Source organism: Roseomonas chloroacetimidivorans, assembly GCF_049629625.1.
In the GTDB taxonomy this organism is placed as follows: domain Bacteria; phylum Pseudomonadota; class Alphaproteobacteria; order Acetobacterales; family Acetobacteraceae; genus Roseomonas; species Roseomonas chloroacetimidivorans.
The window spans coordinates 154,517-178,971 of sequence record NZ_JBNBZS010000001.1; the positions used below are offsets into that span (position 1 = coordinate 154,517).

The window sequence follows — 24,455 nt, forward strand, 5'->3', positions numbered from 1 at the left end:
AGGCTGCGGCGGCTCGCCCTAGCCTGGCTCGTTTCCCGGGGCCCGATGTGAAAGATAGGCGATCCGCTTCGCCTCGATACGCCCGCGCGTCACCGTGTCCAGGATGAGGCCGCAGGCGATGGAGAGGAAGGACAGCATCATCAGCATCGCCGAGGCGACGAAGGTCGGCAGCCGCGGCACGAGGCCAGTGGCGAGGAATTCCTCCAGCACCGGGATGAAGAGCACCACCGCCGCCAGGGCCGTGACGCCGGCGATGACACCGAAGAACAGGCGCGGCTTCTCCCGCTGAACCAGCGCGAGGATCATCCGAAGGATACGGTATCCGTCATGGTAAGTCCGCAGCTTGGAGAAGGAGCCGGCCGGACGCTCGCTGTAGACGGTCCGCAACTCGCCCAGCGGCATGCGGAGCTCCAGCGCATGAACGGTGAACTCCGTCTCCGTCTCGAAGCCTGCCGCCAGGGCCGGGAAGGACTTAACGAAACGGCGGGAGAAGCATCGGTAGCCCGATAGCATATCCGTCACGCGGTCTCCGAAGACATGCCGGACCACGCCAGTCAGCACCCGGTTTCCCAGGCGATGGCCCGGCCGGTAGGCTGCGGCGGCATCGGTCACGCGCACGCCGGTCACCATGTCCAGGTGCTCTTCCACCAGCAGGCGGAGCAGGGCAGGCGCGTCGTCAGCGTTATAGGTACCGTCCCCATCCACCAGCAAATAGGCATCGGCCTCCACATCGGCGAACATGCGCCGGACCACGTTACCCTTGCCCTGCTGGTTTTCCGAACGAACCACCGCGCCGGCAGCGGCCGCGGCCGCCCGCGTACCGTCGGTCGAGTTGTTGTCGTAGACATAGATGGTCGCGTTCGGCACCGCGGCGCGGAAACCCGCAACAACTGAGCCGATCGCCACCTCCTCGTTGTGGCAGGGAATGAGGACGGCGACCTTGAAGTCTGTCATGTGCGCTGCGGGCTGCTCGCTACTGGAGGAGTCGTTCCTCCTCCTAATCAGCGCATCACTTCTTGTGAAGGCTTCCGCCTGCCCTTAGGCGTTCCGGACAGTGTGGACCGCGGGACGGGGCAAACACCCGGACGACCACCTCGGGCCGGATCGGCACATGCTCCCTTCACCCCATGGGCGACGCCGTGCCAGGAATGCTCCGCCCCCCCGCCCGCTCCTGCCGCCGCCCCAGCCAGAAGCTCAGCACCAGCCAGGCGGCCGAGAGCGGCACCGCCACGACGGATATTCCCGTCATGCTTAGCCCCATCGCGATCAACCCCGTATAGGCCCAGCTCGCCACCTGGTCGCCGCCCCGATACACCACTGTATCGATGAAATTCTTCGCCTTGTAGCGGTCCTCCCGTGGCACCGAGGTGAACAGCACCTCCCGCGTCGGCCGGGCAAGGGCGAAGTTGCTCACGCGGCGCGCCACCTGCACCACTACGAAAACCGCCATAGTCGGTGCCATCGCCAGGGCCGCGAAGCCGAAGAGACTGAACAGTGGCAGGGCACAGAGCGTCACCGCCACGCCGAGCCAGCCCATCAGCCGCCCTGTCAGAAATACCTGCAAAACCAGCGTCAGCACATTCACCCAGAGGTCGATCTCGGCGAAAAAGGCGGTGCGCGCCGCTCGGCCCGGGAAATTCGCCGCCGCGATCTCAGCCTGTTGGAAATACAGGAAGGTAGAGGTAACGGAGTAGAACAGGATGAAGAAACCGATCCCCAGCAGATAGGGGGAGCGGAACGTATGCGTCATTCCCGCGAAAATGCCGCCGCCCACCGCCTTATGGGGATCGTCGCCCTGCACCGGACGCTGGAATGCGTCGCTGATGCGCGACAGCCGCCGCACCGCGAACACCGCTACCTCCAGCAGCAGGATGGAGGCCAGCAGCAGCCAGGTCTGCCCGATCCTCTCCACAAATCCCGAGGTCAGGCTTGATCCCGCGATCCCGCCCAGCGTGGCGCCGGCCGCGAGGAAACCGAAAAGCCGCTTTCCCTGCTCCCCGTCGAATACATCCACCACGAAGGACCAGAAGATCGAGACGACGAAGAGGTTGAAGACCGAAACCCAGATGAAGAAGGCCCGCCCGATCCAGACATGCTGCTCGGGCGTGGCGACGGCCAGCAGCGCCATGAAGACCAGCAGGTTCAGCATGAAGAAACGATAGGCGATGGCGATGAAGCGCTCGCGTGGCCATCGCCGCACCGCGTAGGCAAAAAGCGGGTTCACCGCCAGCATCGCCACAAGCGTGCCGGTGAAGAGCCAGGGCAGGTTCCGCACCCCGCCCGCGACGCCCAGCTCGTCCCGGATCGGCCGCAGCACGTAATAGGCAAGGAACAGCGAGAAGACGTAGAGCCAGGACCAGGCCAGCGCCCGCGCCTCGGCCGGGCGGACATCGATGATCCGCCGCAGCCCCTGATAGAGCCAGCCGCCCTCGCCCGCCGCGGCGGGGGGGTCAGAGGCCATCGATATACTGCTCCATCCGTCGGCGCAGCGCCGCATCGGGCATGCGCCCCTGGGCAGCCTTCAGGTTGTCATCGACATAGCGGGTCTGGGCCATGCCCGGCACGGCGCAGGTCACGGCCTCATGGGAGACGATGTATTTCAGCATCACCTGCGCCCAGCTCGTGCAATCGATCTCGGCCGCCCAGTCCGGCAGCGGCTTACCCTGGGTGGCCCGGAACACGCTGCCACGGCCAAAGGGCAGGTTGATGAACACCGCCATGCCGCGATCCCTGGCCAGCGGGATGATCCGCTCCGCAGCATTGCGGTTGTCCAGCGCGTAGTCCACCTGGATGGCGTCCAGCGCCTCGCGCCGCATCATCGCCTCGAAGGCTTCATACTGCCGGTCGAAGGACGTCGTGGCGCCAACATAGCGGATCCGCCCGGCCGCCTTCAGCTCCCGCAGGATCGCCAGTTCGTTGGTGATGTCGCGCAGGTTATGCACGGCGAGCAGGTCGATCCGGTCCGTCCGCAAGTTCCGGAAGGACTGCTCGATCTGCGCCCTCCCCTGTTCCGGGTTGTCCACACCCACCTTGGTGCAGAGGAACAGATCCCGCCGGATGCCCAGATCGGCCACCAACCCGCCCATGATCGCCTCGGCGTTGCCATAGGAAGGGGCAGTGTCGAGCACCGTGCCACCCAGGGCGTGAAAGCGCCGGAAGGTCTCGCGCAGTGGCGCGATATCCTCCTCCGTCTTCGCTTCCTCGTAACGGCGGGCGGAGCCCAGCCCAACGACCGGGATCATCTCGCCGGAGGAGGGAATGGGCTTGCGAATCAGTGCGGTCTGCTGAGCCGCGGCCGGCCTCGCCAAGGCGGCGGCGCCGATCCCGGCCCCCAGGCCGGCCAGCGCGGTGCGGCGGGTGATGGCATGCATGGCGTCGTCTCCCCGAGATCAGGCAAGGACCCTGCGGCCGCGGGATGCGGCGCGGGACGGCGTCGTCAATCTTGGGAAGACAGTGTGCGCGAGAGACCGGGCCCGCGGAACGGCCCCCCGCAAAATTCATAACGGAACGTTCAGGCTAAGCCGGCGCAGGCCTCACAGGTGCCCTCCACCTCCACCGTCGCCCGCGCTGGGCTGAAGCCAGCTGCCCGCGCGGCGGCCGCGACGGCGGCGGCCACAGAGTCGTCCGACAGTTCGGCGGTGCGCCCGCAATTCCGGCAGATCAGGAATTGATGGGGGTGCTCATGGTCATGACCATGCGCCGCCTCCGCGCAGGGAATGAAGGCGTTCAGTCGCTCGATCCGGTGGATCAGCCCCTGTGCCATCAGGAAGTCCAACGCGCGATAGACGGTGGGCGGCGCCGCGCCGGGCCGCTCCGCCCGCAGCCGGTCGAGCAGGGCATAGGCCCCCACGGGCTGGTCCGCCTCCAGCACCATCTCGAGCACCCGGCGGCGGAGCGGGGTGAGCTGGACGCCGCGCCGGGTGCAGGCCTCCTCCGCCCCGCGCAGGACGGTCAGGCGGTTGGCTGGTGCATGGTCGTGATGGTGGTCGCCGTGGGGCATCCGGTCCTCTTGCGCGGCGCGGAGGACGCCGGCGCCGGCCCTGCCTATATAGGCCGCATGGCCACGCCCCCCAAACGCCCCGCAGATCTCGCCCCATGGCAGCCCCCCTCCCCCGAGGCCCGGGCCCGCTTCCTGGCCGCCCTGAAGCCCGACGTGAACGGGCTGGTCGCCGCCATCGCCCAGGCGCATGGCACGGGCGAGGTGTTGATGCTGGCCTGGATGAATGCGGAGGCCGTGGAAGAAACCCTCAGCACTGGCCGGGTCACTTATTACAGCCGTTCCCGGAAGGCCCTCTGGCGCAAGGGCGAGACCTCCGGCCAGGTGCAGCACCTGATCGAGCTGCGCCTGGACTGCGACGGCGATGCGCTGCTCGCCACCGTTCACCAGGACGGGGTCGCCTGCCACACCGGCCGCCGCTCCTGCTTCTCCTGGGGCCTGAAGGAGGGCTCGGTGGAGCCGCTGGAGCCCGTCCTGGCCGATCCGGCCGCCCTCTACGGCCACAGCCACTAACGATCCCTTGCGGGCGGAGCCGGTTGACGGCCCGCCTATCACGGGCGCTTGCTCCCCGGCGTCGCGCAACGGAATCGAGGTTTCCCATGCCGCTGACCATGCCGGAGGAGCTGATCCTCCTGATGCTGGATGACCGGACCGGCCGGATGCACGAGATGGCCGGTCCCGCTTCGGGCTATGCTGTCGCCGCCGCCATCCTGGCGGAGCTGGCGCTGGAGGATCGCATCGACACGGCCCCGGGCCGCCTCTTCGTCACCAATCCCACCCCCACCGGCGATCCGCTTCTGGACCCCGTCCTGGCCCGGATCGCTGCCGATCCCGGCCACCTGCCGGACGAGCCCGCCGACCTGCCGCATGACAGCCGCTGGTGGATCGAAACCCTGGGCGGTGAGGCCGACAGCTTCCGCGAGGCCATCCTCGCCCGCTTAGTTGCCCGCGGTATCCTGCGGGAAGAGGAGGGCCGTTTCCTGTGGATCTTCCCGGAGCGCCGCTACCCCACCATTTCCGACAGGGAGGAACGGGAGGTGAAGGCGCGGCTGATGGCCGTGATCTTCGACGACCATCCGCCCTCGCATCGCGACAGCCTGCTGATCGGCCTCGCCCGCGCCGCCGGGGTGCTGCCGCTGCTGCTGGGTAGCGAAACCCTCGAATCGGCCGAGGCGCGGATCACCGAGGTATCCGATCTGGATGAGCTGACCCGCTCCCTCGGCAACGCCGTGCGCGACATCTTCATGGAAATGGCCCGCTACACGCCGATCATGTAGGGCACGCCACCCTCAGATCTGTCGGCTGATGGTGCTGCGGCTGGAAGCACGGCCGCAGCACCATGCAGCAACGCGTCAGCGGTACTGCCAGTCGTCGTCCGCCTCGAGCTCCGGAATCTCGGCCACCGCCTCGGTCACCACGGCGGAAAGCAGCTGGTCCGGCGTGGTTCCCAGCGCCGCCGCCTTCTGCTCGATGGCCTCGGCAAGCTCGTCAGAAAGCTCGATCGTCATTTCGGTCATTGGTCTGCCCGCCCCGTGGTCATGCGCGAAAAATAGAACGCTTTCCACATCTCGCGGATGCAACAAGCGGCACGCTTTGCTGGAAAAACTGCCGCCGCGTTCCGGAGCTTGCTGCCGGCCCGGCCGGAGATCGCGGAAGGTGGGAAAAGACCTCTGGCCGAGCTGCTGGAGCCGACCCGTTTCCGCCATGTGGCGGTTCACGACTCTTTTCGGATCCCCTCTCCAAGCCTCATTCTCCGTCTGCCCCCGCTCCAATCGGCAGGCAGATCCGGCACTCCAGCCCTTCGGGATGAAAGTCCAGCTTCACGCTGCCGCCGAGGTCATGAGTCAGCCCGCGTTCCAGCAGCCCAGAGCCGAATCCCCGTCTGGCAGGCGGAAGGACCGGCGGCCCTCCGCGCTCGGACCAGACGATGTCCACCAACCGGCTGCCGCTCTTGATTCGCCGCAAGCTCCACCGGACCGCGACCAGCCCCTCCGGCACTGAAAGGGCACCGTATTTGGCCGCGTTGGTCGCCATCTCATGGAAGGCCAGGCCGAGCATTTCCACGGCGTTCGCCATCAATCTCACCGGCGGGCCTTCCAGCCGCGCGCGCTCGGTTCCGCCATAGGGCGAGAGGGCACGCTCCAGCACATCGGCCAGCGGCGCGCCTTCCCAGCCTCCACGCATCAGCAGGTCATGAGACCGCGCGAGGGCGATGAGCCGGTCGGTGAACGCTTCCTGGACGTCCGGGGGCACCCCGGCGCGGCGAAGGGTCCGGGATGCCACCGCCTGCACGGCTGCCAGGGTGTTCTTCACCCGGTGCCCCATCTCGGCCATCAGCAGCGCCCTGCGCTCCTCTTCGGCCCGAACCGCGCTGTTGTCCCGCAGGACGTTCAGGAAGCCCTCCGGCTGACCATTCCCGTCCAGCAGCGGCAGCATGGCCCCGCTCGCCCAAAAGCGGCTGCCGTCGCGGCGGATGTGCCACCGCTCATTCGGGGCGCGGCCCTCCTCCATCGCCCGGCACAGCTCGCCCATGAACACGCCCTGGGCTCGATCCTCGGCCGGGAAGAACAACTCGCCCGATCGCCCCAGGACCTCGGCATCGCCATAACCCAGGATGGCGCGGGCGCCTTCGTTCCAGCCGGTGATCTGGCCGGCAAGGTTCAGTGTGACGATCGCGTGATCCCTGGCGCTGTCCAGCACCCGCCGGAGCCGCTCGGCCTCGGCCCGCAGCTCCCGGTTCTCCGCTTCCAGCTCCGCGATCCGCCGTTCCGCATCCGGTAGCCCGGCCATCTCTCCCGCGCCGTTCGGCGTCTGCGCCGGAGGATGCTGGGTGGTCCCGCGAGGCGGCTCACCATCGTGCGGCACCGGAGGCCCCGAATACATTAACGACATGGACGCCACGATCCATTTCCGAGAAGGCGGGTCTCTTGCCGCAATCCGTCGGGGCTGGCTGTCGGATGTCGTACAGAACCGGCCAGCGAGGGCGGCATGCCTGTCCCGCTGCCAGCAGGCCAAATCATTCGTTGGCGGCGCGCCCGAGAACTCCCATATCCCGTTTATCGCCCGCCGCGGTCTCCGGCGCGGGCGGCTGAGAGTAGCCAGTGCTCCCGCCGACACCGTCGCTCGGGAACTTACCTTGGCCTATTCGCGATCCGCCGTTCCGACACCCCGCAACCGCCTGCTCGCGGCCTTACCGCCCGAGGAGCTTGCCCACCTATGGCCGCAGCTTGAGCCGTTAGAACTGGAAGTGCGTCACATCCTGTCGGCGCCCGACGAGCCGATCACGGCCGTCTACTTTCCAGAGACCGGCTGGTCCTCGATGCTGGTTCTCCTCGCGGATGGCCGATCTGCCGAGGTCGGCATCGTAGGCAGTGAGGGCATGGTCGGCCTGCCCCTCCTGCTCGGCAGCGACAGCAGCCAGGTCGAGGCCATGGTGCAGTGCTCCGGCACCTCGCTGCGACTGGAGGCGCGCGCGTTCCACAGGGCCCTTGAAGAAAGCCCGGCCCTGCGGACACTCCTGCTCCGCTATGCCCTGGCCTTCCAGCAGCAGGTGACCCAGACCGCGGCCTGCAACGGCCACCACGCCCTGGATCAGCGCCTGGCGCGTTGGCTGCTGATAGCGCATGACCGGGCCGAGGGCGACCGGTTCCCCATCACCCAGGAGTTCCTGGCGATGATGCTTTGCGTCCACCGCCCCGGCGTCACCGTCGCGGCACGGCTGTTCCAGCAGGCAGGGCTCATTCGCTACGGCCACGGCCAGATGACCATCACGGACCGTGAGGGGCTCGAGGCGGCCTCCTGCGAATGCCATGGCGCCGTTCGCCGCCAGTTCGACAAGCTGCTCGGCACCGCGAGGGGGTAGACCGATCCGGCTCGGCCGGGGCCGAGGAGGGCAAAGGCTCTACGTGGCCATGTCCGCCTCCGAGCCACGACGAGATTCTCGTGACAACCGGAATGAGGCGGGAAGCTGACGCTCCAGCGTCGGGCTTTCTGGATCGGCTGCCCACCTGGCCCGCCGCCCCGCCGCCGCCGCTTTCCCCCGGCCCGCCACCCGCCTATGCAGCCTCCATGTCGGACATTTCACACTGGGCCGGGCCTGCCGCCGGCGATACGCCCCGCCCCAGCGGCCCGCCGGGCTCCGTGCCCCTCTACATCGTGGCCGGCGAGGCCTCCGGCGATGTGCTCGGCGCCCGCCTCATGGCCCGCCTGCGCGCCATGCGCCCCGACCTCTCCTTCGCTGGCATTGGCGGCGACCGCATGGCGGAGCAGGGCCTGGAAAGCCTCTTCCCCATGCGCGAACTCGCCCTAATGGGCCTGCTCGAAGTCCTGCCGAACCTCCGCAGCCTGGCCCGCCGCATGGACCAGACCGTTGCCGACATCGCCGCCCTCCGCCCGGCCGCGCTGGTCACGATCGACAGCCCCGGCTTTGCCTTGCGGCTCGCCAAGCGCATCAAGCCGATGGGCATTCCGGTCATCCACTATGTCGCGCCCCAGGTCTGGGCCTGGCGCCAGGGCCGCGTGAAGGAAATGGCACATCGCCTGGACCGTATCCTGGCCCTCCTGCCCTTCGAGCCGCCCTTCTTCGAGCGCGCGGGCATTCCCGTCACCTTTGTCGGTCACCCCGTGCTGGAAAGCGGCGCCGACCAGGGCAACGCTGCCCGCTTCCGCGCGGCCCACGGAATCCGGCCGGAGGAGCGCGTGGTGCTGGTCATGCCGGGCAGCCGCCGCACCGAGATCCGCCGCCTGCTGCCCATTTTCGGGGAAGCCTTGCGCCTCCTCTCCGCCCGCGTGCCGGGCCTGCGCCCTGTGGTGCCCCTTGCCGGCCCGGTGGAGGAGGCGGTGCGCCAGGCCGCCGCCGGCTGGGCCCCCGGTCCGATCCTGGTCCGGGACCTCGCCGAGAAGCACGATGCCTTCGCCGCGGCCTCGGCCGGGCTGATCAAGTCCGGAACCTCCTCGCTGGAGGTCGCGCTGGCCGGGGTGCCCATGGCGGTCGGCTACCGCGTCAACCCCATCACCGCCGAGATCGTGCGGCGCCTCGTGAAGGTCCGCTACGCCAGCATCGTGAACCTTCTGGCCGATGCGCCAGTCATCCCCGAATACATCCAGCAGGATTGCCGCCCCGATCGCCTCGCGGCCGAGTTGGAACGCCTGCTGACGGACAGCGCCGCCGCCGAGGCGCAGCGCGCCGATTTCGCCCGCGTCCTCTCCATGCTGCGTCCACCCGCCGGCGGAAGCCCCAGCGAGGCTGCCGCTCGCGCCGTGCTCGAACTGGTCAGGTCTTGAGGCCGGAGCCCGGCCCGGTCACGGGATTTTCGCGATCCACCATCGGTACGCCGGTACCGGCCATGCTCGCCGCCCCAACCGCGAAGGAGCTATTGGCCGGCAGGTCGGCCTCGGAAATCGCGGTGGGGTCATCCTGCCACCCTTCCTCCCGCCAACTCGCCGCCCGCGCCTCCAGGTCCACCGCGCCATGGCGGTTGAACACCTGCATCACATGGTCGGCCAGCATCTCCTCCACCTCCGCGGTCACCACCGTCCCGCCGCGCCGGATGCCCTCAGACGCCAGATGGCGCTCCGTATCAGGCATCAGCAAATGGCCGAGCGACGGCCAGAAGCCCTGATCCTCCACCGGCTGCGCGTTGGAGGCATGAATTTCGATCCGCTCAGGCGGAACGTGGTCGTGCACACGCAGATGCGTCACCACTGCTTCGGCCTCGTCCCGGCTATCAAACAGGGCAGAAATGATGCGGGTCATGCCGTCCTCCTCCAGGCCATGAGGGAGGAACGGCCGCGCGCCGCCAGGGGTTGCCCGGCCTAGCCCGCCTTGGCGTGCCGCTTCGGCCGCGCCTTGCGCCGCAACTCCAGCAGATCCGCCTCTTCCCGCGCCGCGTTGCGCAGCAGCGCCTCCTGTCCCCAGCGATATTGCGGCGGGCAGGCGGTACGGACGCCGTAGCGCGCCGCCGCCTGGATGGTGAAGGCCGGGTCCACCAGATGCGGCCGCGCCAGCGCCACTAGATCGGCGCGCCCGGCGGCCAGGATGGTGTTGATCTGGTCGGCGCTGGTGATGCTGCCCACGCACATGGTGGCCACCTTCGCCTCGTTCCGGATCATGTCGGAATAGGGCACCTGATACATGCGCCCGTAATGCGGCGCGCTGTCCGCTACGGTCTGGCCGGTGGAAACATCCAGCAGATCGCAGCCCTCCTCCGCGAAGGCACGCGCAATGGCCAGCGTATCCTCATCCGTGATGCCGCCATCCGCCCAATCCGTAGCAGAGACGCGCACGCTCATCGGCTTGTCGGAAGGCCAAACCGCCCGCATCGCCCGGTACACCTCCAGCGGATAGCGCAGCCGGTTCTCCAGGCTGCCGCCATACTGATCCGTGCGCTGGTTGGTCAGCGGTGAAAGGAAGCTGGCCATCAGATAGCCATGCGCGCAATGGAATTCGAGCATGTCGAAACCTGCCCGGGCTCCGCGCCGCGCGGCCGCCACGAAGTCGTCGCGCACCTTGTCCATCTCCGCGCGCGTGATCTCGCGCGGCACCTGGCTGTTCGGGAAATAGGGCCGCGCGCTGGCGGAGACGATGGGCCAGGCCCCCTCCTCCAGCGGCTGGTCCATGCCCTCCCACATCAGCTTCGTCGCGCCCTTCTGCCCGGCATGGCCGAGCTGAAGGGCTATGCGGCTGCCGCTATGGGCATGGACGAAATCCACGATCCGCTTCCAGCCCGCCTCCTGCGCGTCATTCCACAGTCCCGTACAGCCCGGCGTGATCCGCGCGTCGGGCGCGACGCAGGTCATCTCCGTGAAGATCAGACCGGCCCCGCCTGTCGCACGCGCGCCGTAATGCATGAGGTGCCAGTCATCCGGCATCCCGTCCTTCGCCGAATACTGGCACATCGGGGAGACGACGACGCGGTTCGGCAGATCCATCCCACGCAACCGGAAAGGCTGGAACATGGGCGGGGCGCCCTTTACCGCGGGCAGCCCCTGCGCGCGCACTTCTTCCTCAAAGAGCGTGCGTGATTCCTCCACGAACTCCGGTGCGCGCAGGGCCAGGTTGTCCCAGGTGATCGCCTTGGACCGCGTCATCACCCCGAAGGCGAAGCGCGTCGGCGGCATGTGCCAGAACCGTTGGACATGCTCGAACCAGACCAACGACACATCCGCCGCGTGCTGGGTCTTCTCCACCTCTTCGCGACGCCCGCCCTCGAAGCGCGCCAGCGCTTCCTCGACGGAACCGCCCTTCATGAAGGCCGCATGCAGCGCGATGGCATCCTCCATCGCCAGCTTGGTGCCGGAGCCGATGGAGAAATGCGCCGTCGCCTTGGCATCCCCCAGCAGCACGACATTTCCCTTGGACCATCGCGCGCAGCGCATCATCGGAAATTGCCGCCACAGGCTGCGATTGGTGATGAGGCGGTGTCCCTGCAACTCCTCCGCGAACACCTCCTCCAGGAAGGCCGCGCTCCGGGCCTCATCCATGGCGCCCAGCCCCGCCCGCTCGAAGGTCTGGGGATCAGTCTCCAGCACCCAGGTGCTGGCATTGGCCTCGTACTGGTAGCAATGGGCGATGAAGATGCCCTCGGGCCGCTCCTTGAAGAAGAAGGTGAAGGCATCGAAGGGCCGGGTGCTGCCCATCCAGGCGAAGCGGTTGGGCCGCAGGTCCAGCTTTGGCGAGAAATGCTCCAGGTCGCTCTGCCGCACCGCACTGTTGATGCCATCCGCCGCCACGATCAGATCGGCATCAGGGAAATCCTCCGGCCGCGCTTCGCGTCGGAATTCCAGCTCCACCCCCAACTCCCGCGCCCGTGCCTGCAGCAGCATCAGCAGCGTACGGCGGGAGCAGCCGCAGAACCCGTTTCCACCGATCCGGTGAACGGCCCCTTTCGCGTGGATCTCGATATCGTCCCAATAGGCGAAGGCGTCGGTGATCGCCTCGTAGGACGGCTTGTCCGCCTTCTCGAAGGTCTCCAGCGTCTGGTCGCTGAACACCACGCCGAAGCCGAATGTGTCGTCGGCCCGGTTTCGCTCCACCACCGTTACCCGGGCTTCGGGCCGGTCGCGCTTCATCAGGATGGCAAAATAGAGCCCGGCCGGGCCGCCGCCGATGACTGCGATCCGCATGGAAGACCCTCCTGGGAGCCAGTGAGGAGATAGTTTAGGCTTCAAGCTTCTTGCCTTTCAACTCCCGCTTGCGGCCCGGCGCAGGATTCCTTTAGGCTTCAAGCATCGCCCTCTGGTTCGAGGATCATGGACGGCATCAGCGGACGCCATGCGATCGTCACCGGTGGCGGCTCGGGCATTGGCCTGGCCGTGGCGGGTGCACTGACCCGCGCGGGCGCGCGCGTCACCGTGCTCGGCCGGCGCGAGGCCCCGCTGTGCGCAGCCGTGCATTCCGGCCACGCCGCCGATTTCGCCATCGCCGATATCACCGCCGAGGGCGCCTTCGCCGCCGTGCTGCAACGCAGCGGGTCCCCGGCCATCCTGGTCAACGCCGCAGGCGCGGCAGAAAGCGCGCCATTCCTGAAAACCGGTGACGAGCTCTGGGAACGCATGCTGCGCGTGAACCTGCTCGGCGCCGCCGCGGCTACCCGGTCCGTCCTGCCCGCCATGCTCGCCGCCGGCTGGGGCCGGGTGGTGAACATCGCCTCCACCGCCGCCCTGCGCGGCTACCCCTATGTCACCGCCTATACCGCGGCGAAGCACGGGCTGCTCGGCCTCACCCGCGCGCTCGCCCTGGAAGTCGCGACCAAGGGTGTGACTGTGAACGCCGTCTGCCCGGGCTTCACGGAAACCGACATCGTCGCCGAAAGCGTCGCCCTCATCATGGAAAAGACCGGCCGGTCGGAGGCCGAGGCCCGCGCGGAACTCGCGAAGCACAACCCCCAGGGCCGCCTCGTCCAGCCGGAGGAAGTGGCAGCCGCCGTTCTCTTTCTCTGCGGCAACGCGGCAAGCGCGGTGAACGGACGCGCCATCGCCGTGGACGGAGGCGAGGTTCCATGACCCCGCCCGACACCCATGTGGATGCCGAAACCGCCCTCGGCCCCGCCCCCGCTGGCCATAAGGACGATCTCCGCCTCTGGCTCCGCCTGCTTTCCTGCACCCGCCTGATCGAGGCCGAGATACGCCGCCGCCTGCGCGCCAGCTTCGACACCACCCTCCCCCGCTTCGACTTCCTCGCACAACTCGAACGCGTCCCGGACGGCCTGACCCCCGGCGAGCTCAGCCGCCGCATGATGGTCACGGGCGGCAACGTCACCGGCCTCTCCGCGCGGCTGGAGGAAGAGGGGCTGATCGAGCGCCGCGCCGTGGAGGGTGACCGCCGCGCCGTTACCCTGCGCCTGACGCCGCAGGGCCGCCGCGAATTCGCCCGCCAATCGGCTGCGCATGAGGATTGGGTGGCGGAGCTTCTTGGCGGCCTCTCCGCCACCGACCGCGCCGCGCTGCTGCGCCTGCTGGACCGCACCCGCCGCGGCGTGCGCGCCGCCATTTCGGAGGACGGGGCATGAGCCTCAAGGATTTCTCGGCCCAACATGTCCGCCTGACGGTCGAGGACAAGACCGCCTTCATCCTGCTCGACCGCCCGGAGCGGAAGAACCCGCTGACCTTCGAATCCTATGCCGAACTGGTGCAGATCTTCCGCGCCGCCGTGCAGGACGACACGGTCGGCGCCTTCATCGTCTCCGGCTCCGGCGGCAATTTCTGCAGCGGCGGCGATGTGCACGAGATCATCGGCCCGCTGCTGGATCGCGACACCAAGGGCCTGATGCAGTTCACCGCCATGACCGGCGATCTGGTCAAGGCCATGCGCGCCTGCCCGCAGCCCATTCTGGCGGCGGTGGACGGCGTGGCGGCCGGGGCTGGCGCCATCATCGCCATGGCCTCCGACATCCGCATCGCCACGCCGCGCGCGAAGGTCGCCTTCCTCTTCAACCGTGTTGGCCTTGCGGGCTGCGACATGGGCGCCTGCGCCATGCTGCCCCGCATCATCGGCCAGGGCCGCGCCTCGGAACTCCTCTACACCGGTCGTTCCATGTCCGCGCAGGAAGGGCTGGATTGGGGATTCTTCTCCCGCGCCGTCGAGCCCGAGACGCTAATGGAAAGCGCCGCCGAACTGGCCCGCCAGATCACGGAAGGTCCCGGCTTCGCCAATGCCATGACGAAGCGAATGCTTGCCTTGGAATGGGCCATGTCGATCGAGCAGGCGATCGAGGCCGAAGCCGTCGCCCAGGCCCTTTGCATGACCACAAAGGATTTCCGCCGGGCCTACGAGGCCTTCGCCGCCAAGCGCCGCCCGGTCTTCGAGGGCGATTGATGCCCGACCGCGACTTCCTTTCCTGGCCCTTCCTCGAACCCCGTCATCGCGACTGGGCGGTTGAGGTCGAGACCTGGGCCGCCGCCAACGCCGAGCGCCTCTCGGAAGGCGAGACGGACGCCGCCGTCCGGGCCCTCGCGCGCTCAATGGGAAAGGCCGGGCTTCTCCGTATGGCGGCGCCGGAGGATGGCAGGCTCGATGTCCGCGCGCTCTGCATCGCGCGGGATGTGCTGGCGCGCCATTCCGGCCTGGCGGATTTCGCCTTTGCAATGCAGGGCCTGGGCACAGGCTCCATCACCCTTTTCGGAAGCGAGGAGCTGAAGTCCCGCTTCCTTCCCGCGGCCCGCGCCGGCACCGCTCTCGCCGCCTTCGCTCTCAGTGAGCCCGAGGCAGGTTCCGACGTCGCCGCCCTCGTTACCACTGCCCGGCTGGATGGCGACCACTGGGTCATCGACGGCAGCAAGACCTGGATCAGCAATGGCGGCATCGCCCGCACCTATGTCGTCTTCGCCCGAACAGGCGAGGCGCCTGGCGCCAAGGGCCTGACCGCTTTTCTCGTCCCAGCGGACACGCCCGGCCTCACCATTGCCGAGCGCATCGAGGTCTCGGCGCCGCATCCCCTTGCCACGCTCCGCTTCGAGGCAATGCGCATCCCGGACGCCTACCGCCTCGGCAAGCCCGGCGAGGGCTTCAAGGTCGCCATGGCCACGCTGGATGTGTTCCGCTCCACCGTGGGCGCCGCGGCGCTGGGTTTCGCCCGCCACGCGCTCGATCTCACGGTCGAACGCGCCAGCAACCGCCACCTCTTCGGAGGACCGCTCTTCGACCAGCAGATGACCCAGGCCGCCATCGCCGAAAGCGCCGTGGAGGTCGAGACCTCCGCCCTCCTCGTCTACCGCGCTGCCTGGCTCAAGGATTCCGGTGCCCCCCGCGTTTCGCGGGAAGCATCCATGGCCAAACTCCACGCGACGGAGGCCGCGCAGCGCGTGGCCGATCGTTGCGTGCAAATCCACGGGGGGCACGGCGTCGTCCGCGACCACCCCGCGGAAAAACTCTACCGGGAGGTTCGCGCGCTGCGCGTCTATGAGGGCGCCAGCGAGGTGCAGCGGATCATCATCGCCCGCGCGGAACGTGCGCGGGCTGAAGAGGCGGCATCATGAAGCAGAACGTCTGGTCCGGCTCCACGCCGGATTTCACGCCCAGCGCGCATATCGACACCTTCCCCCGCGACAACCTTCCGCCGCGCGAGCAGTGGCCGGAACTCCTCTTTGACCTGGAGGACTACCGCTATCCGCTCCGCCTGAACTGCGCGGTCGAATTCCTGGACCGTAATGTCGAAAAGGGCCGCGGGAACCACCCCGCCCTCGTCACCCCCGAGGAAACGCTCACCTACGCGCAACTCCTCGACCGTGTGAACCGCCTCTGCAATGTACTCACGCAGGATCTGGGCATGGTGCCGGGCAACCGCGTCATGCTGCGCAGCGCCAACAACGCCTGGATGACGGCGGCCTATCTTGCCGTGCTCAAGGCCGGCGGCGTGGTCGTCGCCACCATGCCCCTGCTCCGCGCGAAAGAACTGGGCCAGATGCTGGAGAAGGCGCGGATCACCCACGCCCTCTGCGACATCAAGCTGCGCGACGAAATGGAGAAGGCCTCGGCCGAGGCAAACCACCTTCAGCATCTCGTCTACTGGGGCGCGGGCGATCTCGAGTCCCGCTGCGCCGCCCGGTCGCCCGACTTCACGGCCTGCGACACCGCCGCCGACGATGTTTGCCTGATCGGCTTCACCTCGGGCACCACGGGCCTGCCCAAGGGCACCATGCATTTCCACCGGGACATGCTGGCCATCTGCGACGGCTATTCCCGCCACGTCCTCCGCCCCGTGCCGGATGACCGCTTCATCGGCTCCGCACCCCTCGCCTTCACCTTCGGCCTGGGCGGCCTCGTTCTCTTTCCCTTCCGCATCGGCGCGACCGGCATCCTGCTGGAAAAGGCCGGGCCCGACGAGCTTCTCCCGGCGGTCGAGAGATACCGCGCGACCATCTGCTTCACCGCGCCCACCGCCTATCGCGCCATGGCGCAGAAGGTGGATCAGTTCGACATCTCCTCCCTCCGCAAATGCGTCTCCGCCGGAGAAACCCTGCCCAAGGCGATCTTCGAGGCCTGGGAGAGAGCGACCGGCCTGCGCCTCATGGACGGTATCGGCGGCACGGAGATGCTGCACATCTTCGTCGCCGCGCCCGAGGAAACACTGCGCCCCGGCTATACGGGCCTTCCAGTTCCCGGCTACCAGGCCAAGGTGATCGACAAGGACGGCAACGAGGTCCCGCGCGGCACGCCGGGCTGGCTTGCCATCCGCGGCCCCATCGGCTGCCGCTACCTCGCCGATCCTCGCCAGACGCAATACGTCCTCCATGGCTGGAACGTTCCCGGCGACATCTACATCCAGGAGGAGGATGGCTTCTTCCGCTACCAGGGCCGCGGCGACGACATGATCATCGCCGCCGGCTACAACATCGCCGGGCCGGAGGTGGAAGGCGCCCTGCTCACCCATCCCGCCGTGCGCGAATGCGGCGTCGTCGGCGCGCCGGATGGCAAGGGTGGCATGCTGGTGAAGGCCTATGTCGCCCTCAAGCCCGACTACGCCCCCTGCGACGCGCTGGTTAAGGCACTGCAGGAGCATGTGAAGGCCGAGATCGCCCCCTACAAATACCCCCGCATGATCGAGTTCCTGGAGGCACTGCCGCGCACCGAGTCCGGCAAGCTCCAGCGCTTCGCCCTTCGCAAGATGGCCGGCGGATGAGCCACCCTGCCCCCGCGCCTTCCCTTGAACCCGGCCGCACCGCAGGCCATGAGAGCCCCCGCATGAGCGGTCCCCTCCAGATCCTCCACCCCCCCGGCTGGCCCGCCCCCAAGGGCTATGCCAACGGCATGGCCGGGCGCGGCCGAATCGTGCTGGCCGGCGGCCAGGTCGGCTGGGACGAGCAGGGCCGCTTCGCCCAGGGCTTCGTCGCCCAGGCCGAGCAGGCGCTGCGCAACATCCTTGCCGTGCTGGCCGAGGCCGGCGCGGGCCCCGAGCATATTGGCCGCCTCACCTGGTATGTGGTGGACATGGCCGAGTATCGCGCCTGCCTGCCGGAACTGGGCCGCGCCTATCGTTCGGTGATGGGCCGCAACTTCCCGGCCATGGCCTTGATCGGTGTCTCGGCCCTGGCCGAGCCCGAGGCGCGGCTGGAGATCGAGGCGACTGCCATCGTCCCGGACTGATCCGGGACGGGCCTGGGGGCGGGCAATTCCCGCTCCGCTGCACAGGAACAGACCAACTGCCCGTCCGCCAGCCGGTTCGGCATGGTCGGCTCCCCGCAATGCGGGCATTCGCGCACGCTTTCCATCGGCCCTCTCACTCGGCTGCACCCTGCATCTGGGGCAGTTTGCCGGCCGCGCCCGCCTGCTCGCAGGGGATTGACCCAGCTCGGTGCTCCACCCGCGCCCCGTCTCTGCCATCCTTCGCAGGATCAGGGCGGAGAACGCCCGAAACGCCCCGCCCCCGCCTTGCCCGGTCCGCCCCCCGGTGCGAATGTCCGCCGCGTTGCCGGGGGACGCCCCCGGCCCAGCGTTCCGTCCGGCGGGGCCTCCCCGCCACTAGTCAGCGCACGAGGATCGGCATGGCCAAGATTAAGGTGAAGACCCCAGTCGTCGAGATGGATGGGGATGAGATGACCCGGATCATCTGGGGCTTCATCAAGGACAAGCTGATCCTTCCCTATCTCGACATCGACCTGAAGTATTATGACCTCGGCATCGAGTACCGCGACCAGACCGACGACCAGGTCACGATCGACGCCGCCAACGCCACCAAGCAGTACGGCGTGGGCATCAAGTGCGCCACCATCACCCCGGACGAGGCGCGGGTGAAGGAGTTCGGCCTGAAGAAGATGTGGCGTTCCCCGAACGGGACGATCCGCAACATCCTCGATGGCACCATCTTCCGTGAGCCGATCATCTGCCAGAACGTGCCCCGCCTGGTGCCGCACTGGTCCAAGCCGATCGTCGTCGGCCGCCATGCCTATGGCGACATCTACCGCGCCGTCGAGATGAAGATCCCGGGCGCCGGCACGGTGAAGATGACCTACATCCCCGAGGGCGGCCAGCCGCAGGAAATCGGGGAATTCCCGATGCCGGCCACCGGCGGCGTCGCGATGATGATGCACAACCTCAACAAGTCGATCGAGGGCTTCGCGCGCGCCAGCTTCAACTACGGCCTGGCCCGCAACTTCTCGGTCTACTTCAGCCACAAGAACACGATCCTCAAGGCCTATGACGGCAACTTCAAGGACATCTTCCGCAAGATCTACGACGAGGAGTTCAAGGCGGAGTTCGAGAAGCGCGGCCTGACCTATGAGGACCGCCTGATCGACGACATGGTCGCCGCGGCGCTGAAGTGGGAAGGCGGCTATATCTGGGCCTGCAAGAACTACGATGGCGACGTGCAGTCCGACATCGTGGCGCAGGGCTTCGGCTCGCTCGGCCTGATGACCTCCGTGCTGCTCTCCCCGGACGGCCAGACCGTTGAGTCCGAGGCCGCGCACGGCACCGTCACGCGCCACTATCGCGAGCACCAGAAGGGCCGTGAGACCTCGACCAACCCGATCGCCTCGATCTTCGCCTGGACGCGCGGCCTCGCCTATCGCGGCAAGTTCGACAACACGCCGGATGTGGTCGACTTCGCCAATGCGCTGGAGAAGGTCTGCGTCGAGACCGTCGAGAGCGGCTATATGACCAAGGACCTCGCGATCCTCATCGGCAAGGACCAGCCCTGGCTCAACACCCAGGCCTTCCTCAACAAGCTCGATGAGAACCTGAAGAAGGCCCGCGGCTGAGCCGCACCGCCCGCACCAAGACGGGCGGATTGCAAGCAACGGGAGGGGCGGGCGCCGGAAGGCCCCGCCCCTTTTTCTTTCCGGTAAGACGGACCATGCCCAGCTTCCTGACCCCGCTCGACCTCCTCGCCCTGGCCATCTTCTTTCTCTGCTGGGCCGGCTACGCGCTGATCGTGGACCGCGTGCCCTCCATCCGGCAGCGCAGCGTGATCCACGCCATGGACGAGCACCGCCGCCGCTGGCTGGTCGCCCTGCTACCCAAGGAGAACCGGGTGGCCGATGTCGCCATCGTCGGCAACCTCATGTCATCCACCTCTTTCCTCGCCAACACCTGCATCTTCATTGTCGGCGGCGCCATGGCCCTGCTTGCCTCGCCCGAGGTCGGCCGCCGCGTGCTGGGGGCCATGCCCTTCGCCGACGCCCCGCTGACCGATGGTGGATGGGAGGCACGCATCCTCCTGATCCTGCTGATCTTCGTCCGGGCCTTCTTCGAGCTGACCTGGGCGCTGCGCCAGTTCAACTACGGCTCCATTCTCATCGGCGGCCTCGGCCGAACCCAGGCCGCGATCCCCGCCGCCGAGATCGCGGCCCAGGTGGTCAACCGCGCAGCCCGCCACTTCAACACGGGACTACGGGCCTACTATTTCGGCCTGGCCGTGCTCGGCTGGGTGGTCCACCCCCTCGCCTTCATTCTCGCCTCCCTCTGGGTGGTCTCGGAGTTACACAGGCGGGAGTTCCGCTCCGCTGTCCAGGCGGCCCTGGCCACGGCGGACTGAGGGAAGCGCCCACCCACAGAACGGGGAGGAGGCCGTGACCAAACTCGTGCTCGGATGGCTTTTGCCGCAGGAGGAGCGCGCACCGCTCCTCGCCCTCGTCCCGCCCCGCTACGAGCGTGTCGTCGCACACCATGTCACGCTGAAGCCCGGCGTGCAGAAGGACCACCCCCTTCCGCGCGAAACGGAGGGCGCCGTGGTCGGCTTGGCGGATGACGGCAAGGGCGTACAGGCCCTGGTGGTCGAGATCGGCGGCACGACCAACCGCCCGGGCGGCTCGACCTACCACATCACCTGGTCGCTCGGGAAAAGCCGGAAGCCCGTGGAAAGCAACGACGTCATTCGTGAACACGGCTGGAAGCCGCTGGAGCGCCGCCCCATCAAGCTCCGCCCCGCCGTCTTCGATTCCACGAACTGAGGAGGCTCAGCCCCCGGCCGGCTCCTCGCCCGTGAAGCCCAGCTTCCGCAATGCCGCGATGGAGCGCTCAGCCGAGACATGGTGGATGAAGATCCCACCCTTGGCCTCCCAGCCCTCCCGGGCCGAGGCGCGGTCATCCACCAGCACATGGCCCGGCCCGGACCAGCGCGGCTTCTCCTTGCTCATGCAGGTGATCACCGGCACATGGGCGCCCAGCATCCGCGCAACCCACTTCTTCTTCTGCGCCGGCGCCCAGCTTCCCAGCGGCAGGCCGGTCAGGATGGTCGGGCGATACGGCTCGCAGAAGCGCCACAGCGCCTCCGAGTCATGCATGAATTCCAACGTGTCGAAAAAGGCCGGCGCCTTGGCCAGCGCCGCCCACATCGTCTTCAACGGCAGTTCCTCCGGCCGCTTGCCGGTCACCGTCTTCACGCCCCGGTCGAAGTCAGCCAGGACGCCATCCAAGTCGAGGAAGAGGGCAAGGCTCCCCGTAGGGAGCGCCCTGCCGCCGGCCCCGGGCGCTTTCACGCCGCCTCGTGCTGCTCGCGCAGCTTCAGGAAGCGCAGCATCGGCCACTCCTCCTCCGCGCGGTTCCGGCGCCAATCACTGGTGAAGAAGGCCACCAGCGCCCCGTCATGGTCCTCAGCCGTGTCATGCGGCGCGGATTGCCGGAACTTCTCCATCGCCGCCTTATCATCCGATACGACCCAGCGCATCATCGACCAGGGCGTGCTCTCGTAACGGCTGGGAACACCGTATTCGGCCTTCAGCCGCTCCGCCAACACATCAAGCTGCAGCGCGCCTACCACGCCCACCACCGGCGGCGTGCCGTCCAGCGGGCGGAAAAGCTGCACCACGCCCTCCTCGGCCAGCTGCTCCAGCGCGGTCCGCAGCTTCTTGCCGACCATCGCGTCCTCGATCATCACGCGGCGCAGGATCTCCGGCGCGAAGCTCGGCACGCCCCGGAAGTTGATCTGCTCGCCCTCGGTCAGCGTGTCGCCGATCCGAAGGATGCCGTGATTCGCGATGCCCACCACATCGCCCGGCCAGGCCTCCTGGGCGACCTGCCGGTCCTGGGCGAAGAAGAACAATGGCGCGTTCACCGGCACCTGCTTGCCCGTCCGGGTCTGCCGCAGCCGCATCCCCTTCTCCAGCCGGCCGGAGCAGATCCGCAGGAAGGCCACGCGGTCCCGGTGGTTCGGGTCCATATTCGCCTGGATCTTGAAGACGAAGCCGGTCAGCGCCGGTTCCTCCGGCTGCACCCGCCGCGTATCCGCCGGCCGGGCGCCGGGATGCGGCGCGAAGCGCGCCAGCCCCTCCAGAAGATGCCCGATTCCGAAGTCCCGCAGGGCCGAGCCGAAATAGACCGGGGTCATCGTTCCCTGGCGGAAGGCCTCCAGGTCGAAGCTCGGGAAGGCGCTGGCCAGCTCCGCGCCCTCGCGCAGCGCCGCGGCCTCCTCGGCCGGTACCAGCTCGTCGATCTTCGGGTCATCCAGCCCGGTCAGCCTCACCGGCCCGGAACCCTCGGCCAGCAAATGCAGCGCCGGCTCCAGCATGTCATATGTGCCGAGGAAGCCCCGCCCCGAGCCCACCGGCCAGGCCGCCGGCGTCACGTCCAGCGCCAGGGTTTTCTCGATCTCGTCCAGCAGCTCGAAGACGTCCCGGCTCTCCCGGTCCATCTTGTTGATGAAGGTGATGATCGGGATGTCCCGCAGGCGGCAGACCTCGAACAGCTTCCGGGTCTGCGCCTCGATACCCTTGGCCGCGTCGATCACCATCACCGCCGCGTCCACCGCCGTCAGCGTGCGGTAGGTGTCCTCCGAGAAGTCCTCATGGCCCGGCGTGTCCAGCAGGTTGAACACCACCCCGTCCCGCTCGAAGGTCATGACGGAGGTCGCGACCGAGATCCCGCGGTCCTGCTCGATCTTCATCCAGTCCGACCGGGTCCGCCGTCGGTCGCCTTTGGCGCGCACCTGCCCGGCCAGCTGGATGGCGCCACCGCGCAGCAGCAGCTTCTCCGTCAGCGTGGTCTTGCCGGCGTCCGGGTGGGCGATGATCGCGAAGGCGCGCCGCCTCGCGGCCTCGCGCGCGACGGCGGAGGCCCCCGCCGTGGTCGCCGGCAGGGCCTCAATCGGGGTGGTCTGGTCCATAACCGTTATCTGGCGAGGTTGGGCCGGAGGCGCAACCGGATTGCGTCCCCGCGGGACGCAGCCCTCACCCGTGGCGGCGCCGAAGCTGGTTCAGCAGGATGGTCATGAAGGCCCCGAACAGGATGACCAGGGTAACCGGCCGGGGTGTTCCGTCCGCAAGCAGGCCGACCGCCGTGCTCCCGAGCGCCGCAACCGCGAACTGCATGGTTCCCATCAGCGCGGAGGCCGTTCCCGCCCGCTGCCCATGGCGCGCCAGCGCTCCCACGGCCGAATTCGGCATGATCAGGCTGCTGGCCGTAAGCATCAGGATCACGGGCAGGAAGATTCCCCACATCCCGCCCCAGCCCGTCCAGCCGAGTATGGTCAGCAGCAGCGCCGCCCCCAGCAAGGCGGCAGAAGCCACCGTCAGCACCCGCCCTGGCCCGAAGCGCGCCACCAGGCGAGGGTTGAGTTGCGCCCCGCCAATAAAGCCGGCTGCCGAGCAGCCGAAGACAATGGCGAACTGGCCGGGCGTAATCCCGAAATGCTCGATGTAGATGGCCGGGGCACCGCTGATATAGGCGAACATCAAGAACATCACGGCCGCGCCCATCAGGGCATGGGTCAGGAACACCGGTTCGGTCACGACCCGCCAATAGCCCTCCAGCATGGCCACGAGGCCGAGCCGCAGTCGCCTCTCAGGCGGCAGCGTGTCCGGCAGGAGCCTCCACACCAGCAGGCAGGAAATTGCCCCATAGGCTGCCATGACCCAGAAGATCGAGCGCCACCCCGCCGCCCCGAGAAGCGCGCTCCCTAGTGAGGGCGCCAGGATCGGCGCCGCCCCCATCACCAGGATCAGGCGCGACATCAGCCGCGCCGCCTCGAGCCCGGTGGCCATGTCGCGCACCACCGCACGCGGGATGACCGAACTGGCCGATCCGCCCAAGGCCGCGAGACAACGGAACGCCGCCAGCCAGCCCATGCTGGGTGCAAGGGCGCAGCCGATCGAGGCGAAAGTATAGATCAGCGTCCCGACCATCAGCGGCCCCCTGCGGCCAAACCGGTCGGAAAGGGTGCCTTGGGCCACCTGGCCCACGGCCAGGCCCAGGAACCAGGTGGCCAGGGTCAGCTGCGCACTGCCGGGACCGGTGCCGAACTCCCCCTCGATGCCCGGGAAGGACGGCAGATACATGTCGGTCGAAACAGGGCCGATGGCCGTCAGAAAGCCGAGCAGCAGGGGAAGCCAGGACGGCATGGAATCCTTGGGGCGCAGTTCGCCCCCTTGCTGCGCCGCACACGGCGCTTTGGAAAGCTCTTTCCGATCATGCTTGCCCTGCAGCGGACCATGGCCTTCCAACCCGCCCCGATAACCCCGGCCCGCCGGACGGAAAATCACTTGCGAACGATTATCATTATTGGCAACCTGCGGAGCGTCACCGCCCGGAGAACCCGCCCATGGCCACTCGCGGCCTACCTAACTGGCCCTGGAATGGCGCCGCGCCCGAGGACCTCCCGGATGCCGAGGCCGTGCTGCTGGACGCGACCCGCGCCTGGGTGGAGGCCACGCGCAGCGGCTTGGCGCCGCTCACGGCCCTGCGCCTGCCACTCGTCACGGAAGGAATCGGGGAGGCAGCCCCGCCGCTGGAGGCGCTGCTGCGTGCCCTCGCCTGCCCGGGCTCCATGGGGTGCCGTCTTTGCCCCCGGATCACCCCTGCGGAAGGCCGGCTCCTGATGGGCCTCGGCCTCGCCCAGCGCGCTACGCGGCGAGAAGCTCTGGCCAGCTTTCTCCAACTCGCCCCGCCGGCCGCCGCCTATGCGGCTGTCGGTCCGGCGCTCTCGATCGGGATGGTATTGCGGCGCGCGGGATTGCTCCTGGCCAACCCCCTGCGCGCGACCTCCTGACCCCGGACGGGCGGCGCCCCCCGCCGCCCGTCCATCACTTC

The 24,455-nt window shown here is 68.2% G+C and carries 25 protein-coding genes; 14 read left to right on the plus strand and 11 right to left on the minus strand.

Annotation, left to right across the window (positions count from 1 at the left end):
* Window positions 1-18: 18 nt before the first annotated feature.
* The 4 genes from ACO1BU_RS00715 to ACO1BU_RS00730 form a co-directional block, all read right to left on the minus strand.
* Entirely contained in the window at window positions 19-954 is a 936-nt protein-coding gene (locus ACO1BU_RS00715) for a glycosyltransferase (protein WP_424133971.1), read from the minus strand.
* 166 nt (window positions 955-1,120) lie between these two features.
* On the minus strand, window positions 1,121-2,461 hold the full coding sequence (locus ACO1BU_RS00720; protein ID WP_424133972.1) for an NTP/NDP exchange transporter: 1,341 nt from the start codon (window positions 2,459-2,461) through the stop codon (window positions 1,121-1,123).
* Complete coding sequence (locus ACO1BU_RS00725) at window positions 2,451-3,371, minus strand: aldo/keto reductase (RefSeq protein ID WP_424133973.1); 921 nt, start codon at window positions 3,369-3,371, stop codon at window positions 2,451-2,453. Before ACO1BU_RS00725 ends, ACO1BU_RS00720 begins: the two co-directional genes overlap by 11 nt.
* 140 nt (window positions 3,372-3,511) lie before the next feature.
* Complete coding sequence (locus tag ACO1BU_RS00730) at window positions 3,512-4,000, minus strand: Fur family transcriptional regulator (RefSeq protein ID WP_424133974.1); 489 nt, start codon at window positions 3,998-4,000, stop codon at window positions 3,512-3,514.
* A gap of 57 nt (window positions 4,001-4,057) precedes the next feature.
* On the opposite strand from ACO1BU_RS00730, the gene hisI reads away from it, so the two are divergent.
* Window positions 4,058-4,510 carry a phosphoribosyl-AMP cyclohydrolase gene (gene hisI, locus ACO1BU_RS00735; protein WP_424134185.1) on the plus strand — a complete coding sequence of 151 codons (453 nt, stop codon included), beginning with the start codon at window positions 4,058-4,060 and terminating at the stop codon, window positions 4,508-4,510.
* An 86-nt stretch (window positions 4,511-4,596) separates the two neighbouring features.
* Window positions 4,597-5,274, plus strand: a complete 678-nt coding sequence (locus tag ACO1BU_RS00740; protein ID WP_424133975.1) for a GOLPH3/VPS74 family protein — start codon at window positions 4,597-4,599, stop codon at window positions 5,272-5,274.
* Window positions 5,275-5,349: 75 nt separating this feature from the next.
* Here ACO1BU_RS00740 and ACO1BU_RS00745 read toward each other — a convergent pair whose 3' ends face one another.
* Window positions 5,350-5,715 carry a hypothetical protein gene (locus tag ACO1BU_RS00745; RefSeq protein WP_424133976.1) on the minus strand — a complete coding sequence of 122 codons (366 nt, stop codon included), beginning with the start codon at window positions 5,713-5,715 and terminating at the stop codon, window positions 5,350-5,352.
* A gap of 28 nt (window positions 5,716-5,743) precedes the next feature.
* Window positions 5,744-6,787, minus strand: coding sequence for an HWE histidine kinase domain-containing protein (locus ACO1BU_RS00750; protein ID WP_424133977.1), 1,044 nt, complete (start codon window positions 6,785-6,787; stop codon window positions 5,744-5,746).
* A 346-nt stretch (window positions 6,788-7,133) separates the two neighbouring features.
* Between ACO1BU_RS00750 and ACO1BU_RS00755 the strand changes: the two genes are divergently transcribed.
* Both ACO1BU_RS00755 and lpxB read left to right on the plus strand, forming a co-directional pair.
* A complete protein-coding gene (locus tag ACO1BU_RS00755) occupies window positions 7,134-7,859 on the plus strand; it encodes a Crp/Fnr family transcriptional regulator (RefSeq protein ID WP_424133978.1) in 726 nt (241 codons plus the stop codon).
* Window positions 7,860-8,065: 206 nt separating this feature from the next.
* A complete protein-coding gene (lpxB, locus tag ACO1BU_RS00760; RefSeq protein ID WP_424133979.1) occupies window positions 8,066-9,280 on the plus strand; it encodes a lipid-A-disaccharide synthase in 1,215 nt (404 codons plus the stop codon).
* On the opposite strand, the gene ACO1BU_RS00765 is transcribed toward lpxB, so the two are convergent.
* Both ACO1BU_RS00765 and ACO1BU_RS00770 read right to left on the minus strand, forming a co-directional pair.
* Window positions 9,270-9,752 carry a hypothetical protein gene (locus ACO1BU_RS00765; protein ID WP_424133980.1) on the minus strand — a complete coding sequence of 161 codons (483 nt, stop codon included), beginning with the start codon at window positions 9,750-9,752 and terminating at the stop codon, window positions 9,270-9,272. The genes lpxB and ACO1BU_RS00765 overlap by 11 nt on opposite strands.
* A 59-nt stretch (window positions 9,753-9,811) precedes the next feature.
* Window positions 9,812-12,121: a bifunctional salicylyl-CoA 5-hydroxylase/oxidoreductase gene (locus tag ACO1BU_RS00770; RefSeq protein ID WP_424133981.1), complete on the minus strand. Its 2,310-nt coding sequence runs from the start codon at window positions 12,119-12,121 to the stop codon at window positions 9,812-9,814.
* 126 nt (window positions 12,122-12,247) lie between these two features.
* On the opposite strand from ACO1BU_RS00770, the gene ACO1BU_RS00775 reads away from it, so the two are divergent.
* From ACO1BU_RS00775 to ACO1BU_RS00815, 9 genes are all read left to right on the plus strand, one after another.
* Entirely contained in the window at window positions 12,248-13,000 is a 753-nt protein-coding gene (locus ACO1BU_RS00775) for an SDR family NAD(P)-dependent oxidoreductase (RefSeq protein ID WP_424133982.1), read from the plus strand.
* Complete coding sequence (locus ACO1BU_RS00780; RefSeq protein WP_424133983.1) at window positions 12,997-13,506, plus strand: MarR family winged helix-turn-helix transcriptional regulator; 510 nt, start codon at window positions 12,997-12,999, stop codon at window positions 13,504-13,506. Before ACO1BU_RS00775 ends, ACO1BU_RS00780 begins: the two co-directional genes overlap by 4 nt.
* Window positions 13,503-14,312 (plus strand): enoyl-CoA hydratase family protein, encoded by an 810-nt coding sequence (locus ACO1BU_RS00785; protein ID WP_424133984.1) that lies wholly within the window; start codon window positions 13,503-13,505, stop codon window positions 14,310-14,312. The genes ACO1BU_RS00780 and ACO1BU_RS00785 overlap by 4 nt, the downstream gene beginning before the upstream one ends.
* The gene (locus ACO1BU_RS00790) at window positions 14,312-15,472 is read left to right on the plus strand and encodes an acyl-CoA dehydrogenase family protein (protein WP_424133985.1); all 1,161 of its coding nucleotides are present in this window, start codon (window positions 14,312-14,314) and stop codon (window positions 15,470-15,472) included. The genes ACO1BU_RS00785 and ACO1BU_RS00790 overlap by 1 nt, the downstream gene beginning before the upstream one ends.
* Entirely contained in the window at window positions 15,469-17,115 is a 1,647-nt protein-coding gene (locus ACO1BU_RS00795; protein ID WP_424133986.1) for an AMP-binding protein, read from the plus strand. Before ACO1BU_RS00790 ends, ACO1BU_RS00795 begins: the two co-directional genes overlap by 4 nt.
* A 62-nt stretch (window positions 17,116-17,177) precedes the next feature.
* Entirely contained in the window at window positions 17,178-17,579 is a 402-nt protein-coding gene (locus ACO1BU_RS00800) for a RidA family protein (protein WP_424133987.1), read from the plus strand.
* Between the two features lie 398 nt (window positions 17,580-17,977).
* A complete protein-coding gene (locus tag ACO1BU_RS00805) occupies window positions 17,978-19,192 on the plus strand; it encodes an NADP-dependent isocitrate dehydrogenase (RefSeq protein ID WP_424133988.1) in 1,215 nt (404 codons plus the stop codon).
* A 95-nt stretch (window positions 19,193-19,287) separates the two neighbouring features.
* Entirely contained in the window at window positions 19,288-19,968 is a 681-nt protein-coding gene (locus ACO1BU_RS00810; RefSeq protein ID WP_424133989.1) for a DUF599 domain-containing protein, read from the plus strand.
* A gap of 34 nt (window positions 19,969-20,002) precedes the next feature.
* Entirely contained in the window at window positions 20,003-20,383 is a 381-nt protein-coding gene (locus ACO1BU_RS00815) for a hypothetical protein (protein ID WP_424133990.1), read from the plus strand.
* Window positions 20,384-20,389: 6 nt separating this feature from the next.
* Here ACO1BU_RS00815 and ACO1BU_RS00820 read toward each other — a convergent pair whose 3' ends face one another.
* The 3 genes from ACO1BU_RS00820 to ACO1BU_RS00830 all read right to left on the minus strand — a co-directional run bounded on the left by ACO1BU_RS00820 (window position 20,390) and on the right by ACO1BU_RS00830 (window position 23,767).
* Window positions 20,390-20,911, minus strand: coding sequence for a hypothetical protein (locus ACO1BU_RS00820; protein ID WP_424133991.1), 522 nt, complete (start codon window positions 20,909-20,911; stop codon window positions 20,390-20,392).
* A complete protein-coding gene (locus tag ACO1BU_RS00825) occupies window positions 20,908-22,533 on the minus strand; it encodes a peptide chain release factor 3 (RefSeq protein WP_424133992.1) in 1,626 nt (541 codons plus the stop codon). The genes ACO1BU_RS00820 and ACO1BU_RS00825 overlap by 4 nt, the downstream gene beginning before the upstream one ends.
* Window positions 22,534-22,597: 64 nt before the next feature.
* Window positions 22,598-23,767: a multidrug effflux MFS transporter gene (locus ACO1BU_RS00830; protein ID WP_424133993.1), complete on the minus strand. Its 1,170-nt coding sequence runs from the start codon at window positions 23,765-23,767 to the stop codon at window positions 22,598-22,600.
* A gap of 200 nt (window positions 23,768-23,967) precedes the next feature.
* Between ACO1BU_RS00830 and ACO1BU_RS00835 the strand changes: the two genes are divergently transcribed.
* A complete protein-coding gene (locus tag ACO1BU_RS00835; RefSeq protein WP_424133994.1) occupies window positions 23,968-24,414 on the plus strand; it encodes a hypothetical protein in 447 nt (148 codons plus the stop codon).
* Window positions 24,415-24,455 lie beyond the last annotated feature (41 nt).

Excerpts from the sequence above, each read along its gene's own strand:
- ACO1BU_RS00785 (WP_424133984.1), top strand. The coding sequence starts at position 13,503 with ATGAGCCTCAAGGATTTCTCGGCCCAACATGTCCGCCTGACGGTCGAG.
- ACO1BU_RS00730 (WP_424133974.1), bottom strand. The coding sequence starts at position 4,000 with ATGCCCCACGGCGACCACCATCACGACCATGCACCAGCCAACCGCCTG.
- ACO1BU_RS00800 (WP_424133987.1), top strand. The coding sequence starts at position 17,178 with ATGAGCGGTCCCCTCCAGATCCTCCACCCCCCCGGCTGGCCCGCCCCC.
- ACO1BU_RS00740 (WP_424133975.1), top strand. The coding sequence starts at position 4,597 with ATGCCGCTGACCATGCCGGAGGAGCTGATCCTCCTGATGCTGGATGAC.
- ACO1BU_RS00825 (WP_424133992.1), bottom strand. The coding sequence starts at position 22,533 with ATGGACCAGACCACCCCGATTGAGGCCCTGCCGGCGACCACGGCGGGG.
- ACO1BU_RS00765 (WP_424133980.1), bottom strand. The coding sequence starts at position 9,752 with ATGACCCGCATCATTTCTGCCCTGTTTGATAGCCGGGACGAGGCCGAA.
- ACO1BU_RS00750 (WP_424133977.1), bottom strand. The coding sequence starts at position 6,787 with ATGGCCGGGCTACCGGATGCGGAACGGCGGATCGCGGAGCTGGAAGCG.
- ACO1BU_RS00720 (WP_424133972.1), bottom strand. The coding sequence starts at position 2,461 with ATGGCCTCTGACCCCCCCGCCGCGGCGGGCGAGGGCGGCTGGCTCTAT.
- ACO1BU_RS00805 (WP_424133988.1), top strand. The coding sequence starts at position 17,978 with ATGGCCAAGATTAAGGTGAAGACCCCAGTCGTCGAGATGGATGGGGAT.
- ACO1BU_RS00770 (WP_424133981.1), bottom strand. The coding sequence starts at position 12,121 with ATGCGGATCGCAGTCATCGGCGGCGGCCCGGCCGGGCTCTATTTTGCC.
- ACO1BU_RS00775 (WP_424133982.1), top strand. The coding sequence starts at position 12,248 with ATGGACGGCATCAGCGGACGCCATGCGATCGTCACCGGTGGCGGCTCG.
- ACO1BU_RS00810 (WP_424133989.1), top strand. The coding sequence starts at position 19,288 with ATGCCCAGCTTCCTGACCCCGCTCGACCTCCTCGCCCTGGCCATCTTC.
- ACO1BU_RS00835 (WP_424133994.1), top strand. The coding sequence starts at position 23,968 with ATGGCCACTCGCGGCCTACCTAACTGGCCCTGGAATGGCGCCGCGCCC.
- lpxB (WP_424133979.1), top strand. The coding sequence starts at position 8,066 with ATGTCGGACATTTCACACTGGGCCGGGCCTGCCGCCGGCGATACGCCC.
- hisI (WP_424134185.1), top strand. The coding sequence starts at position 4,058 with ATGGCCACGCCCCCCAAACGCCCCGCAGATCTCGCCCCATGGCAGCCC.
- ACO1BU_RS00790 (WP_424133985.1), top strand. The coding sequence starts at position 14,312 with ATGCCCGACCGCGACTTCCTTTCCTGGCCCTTCCTCGAACCCCGTCAT.
- ACO1BU_RS00830 (WP_424133993.1), bottom strand. The coding sequence starts at position 23,767 with ATGCCGTCCTGGCTTCCCCTGCTGCTCGGCTTTCTGACGGCCATCGGC.
- ACO1BU_RS00795 (WP_424133986.1), top strand. The coding sequence starts at position 15,469 with ATGAAGCAGAACGTCTGGTCCGGCTCCACGCCGGATTTCACGCCCAGC.
- ACO1BU_RS00715 (WP_424133971.1), bottom strand. The coding sequence starts at position 954 with ATGACAGACTTCAAGGTCGCCGTCCTCATTCCCTGCCACAACGAGGAG.
- ACO1BU_RS00780 (WP_424133983.1), top strand. The coding sequence starts at position 12,997 with ATGACCCCGCCCGACACCCATGTGGATGCCGAAACCGCCCTCGGCCCC.
- ACO1BU_RS00725 (WP_424133973.1), bottom strand. The coding sequence starts at position 3,371 with ATGCATGCCATCACCCGCCGCACCGCGCTGGCCGGCCTGGGGGCCGGG.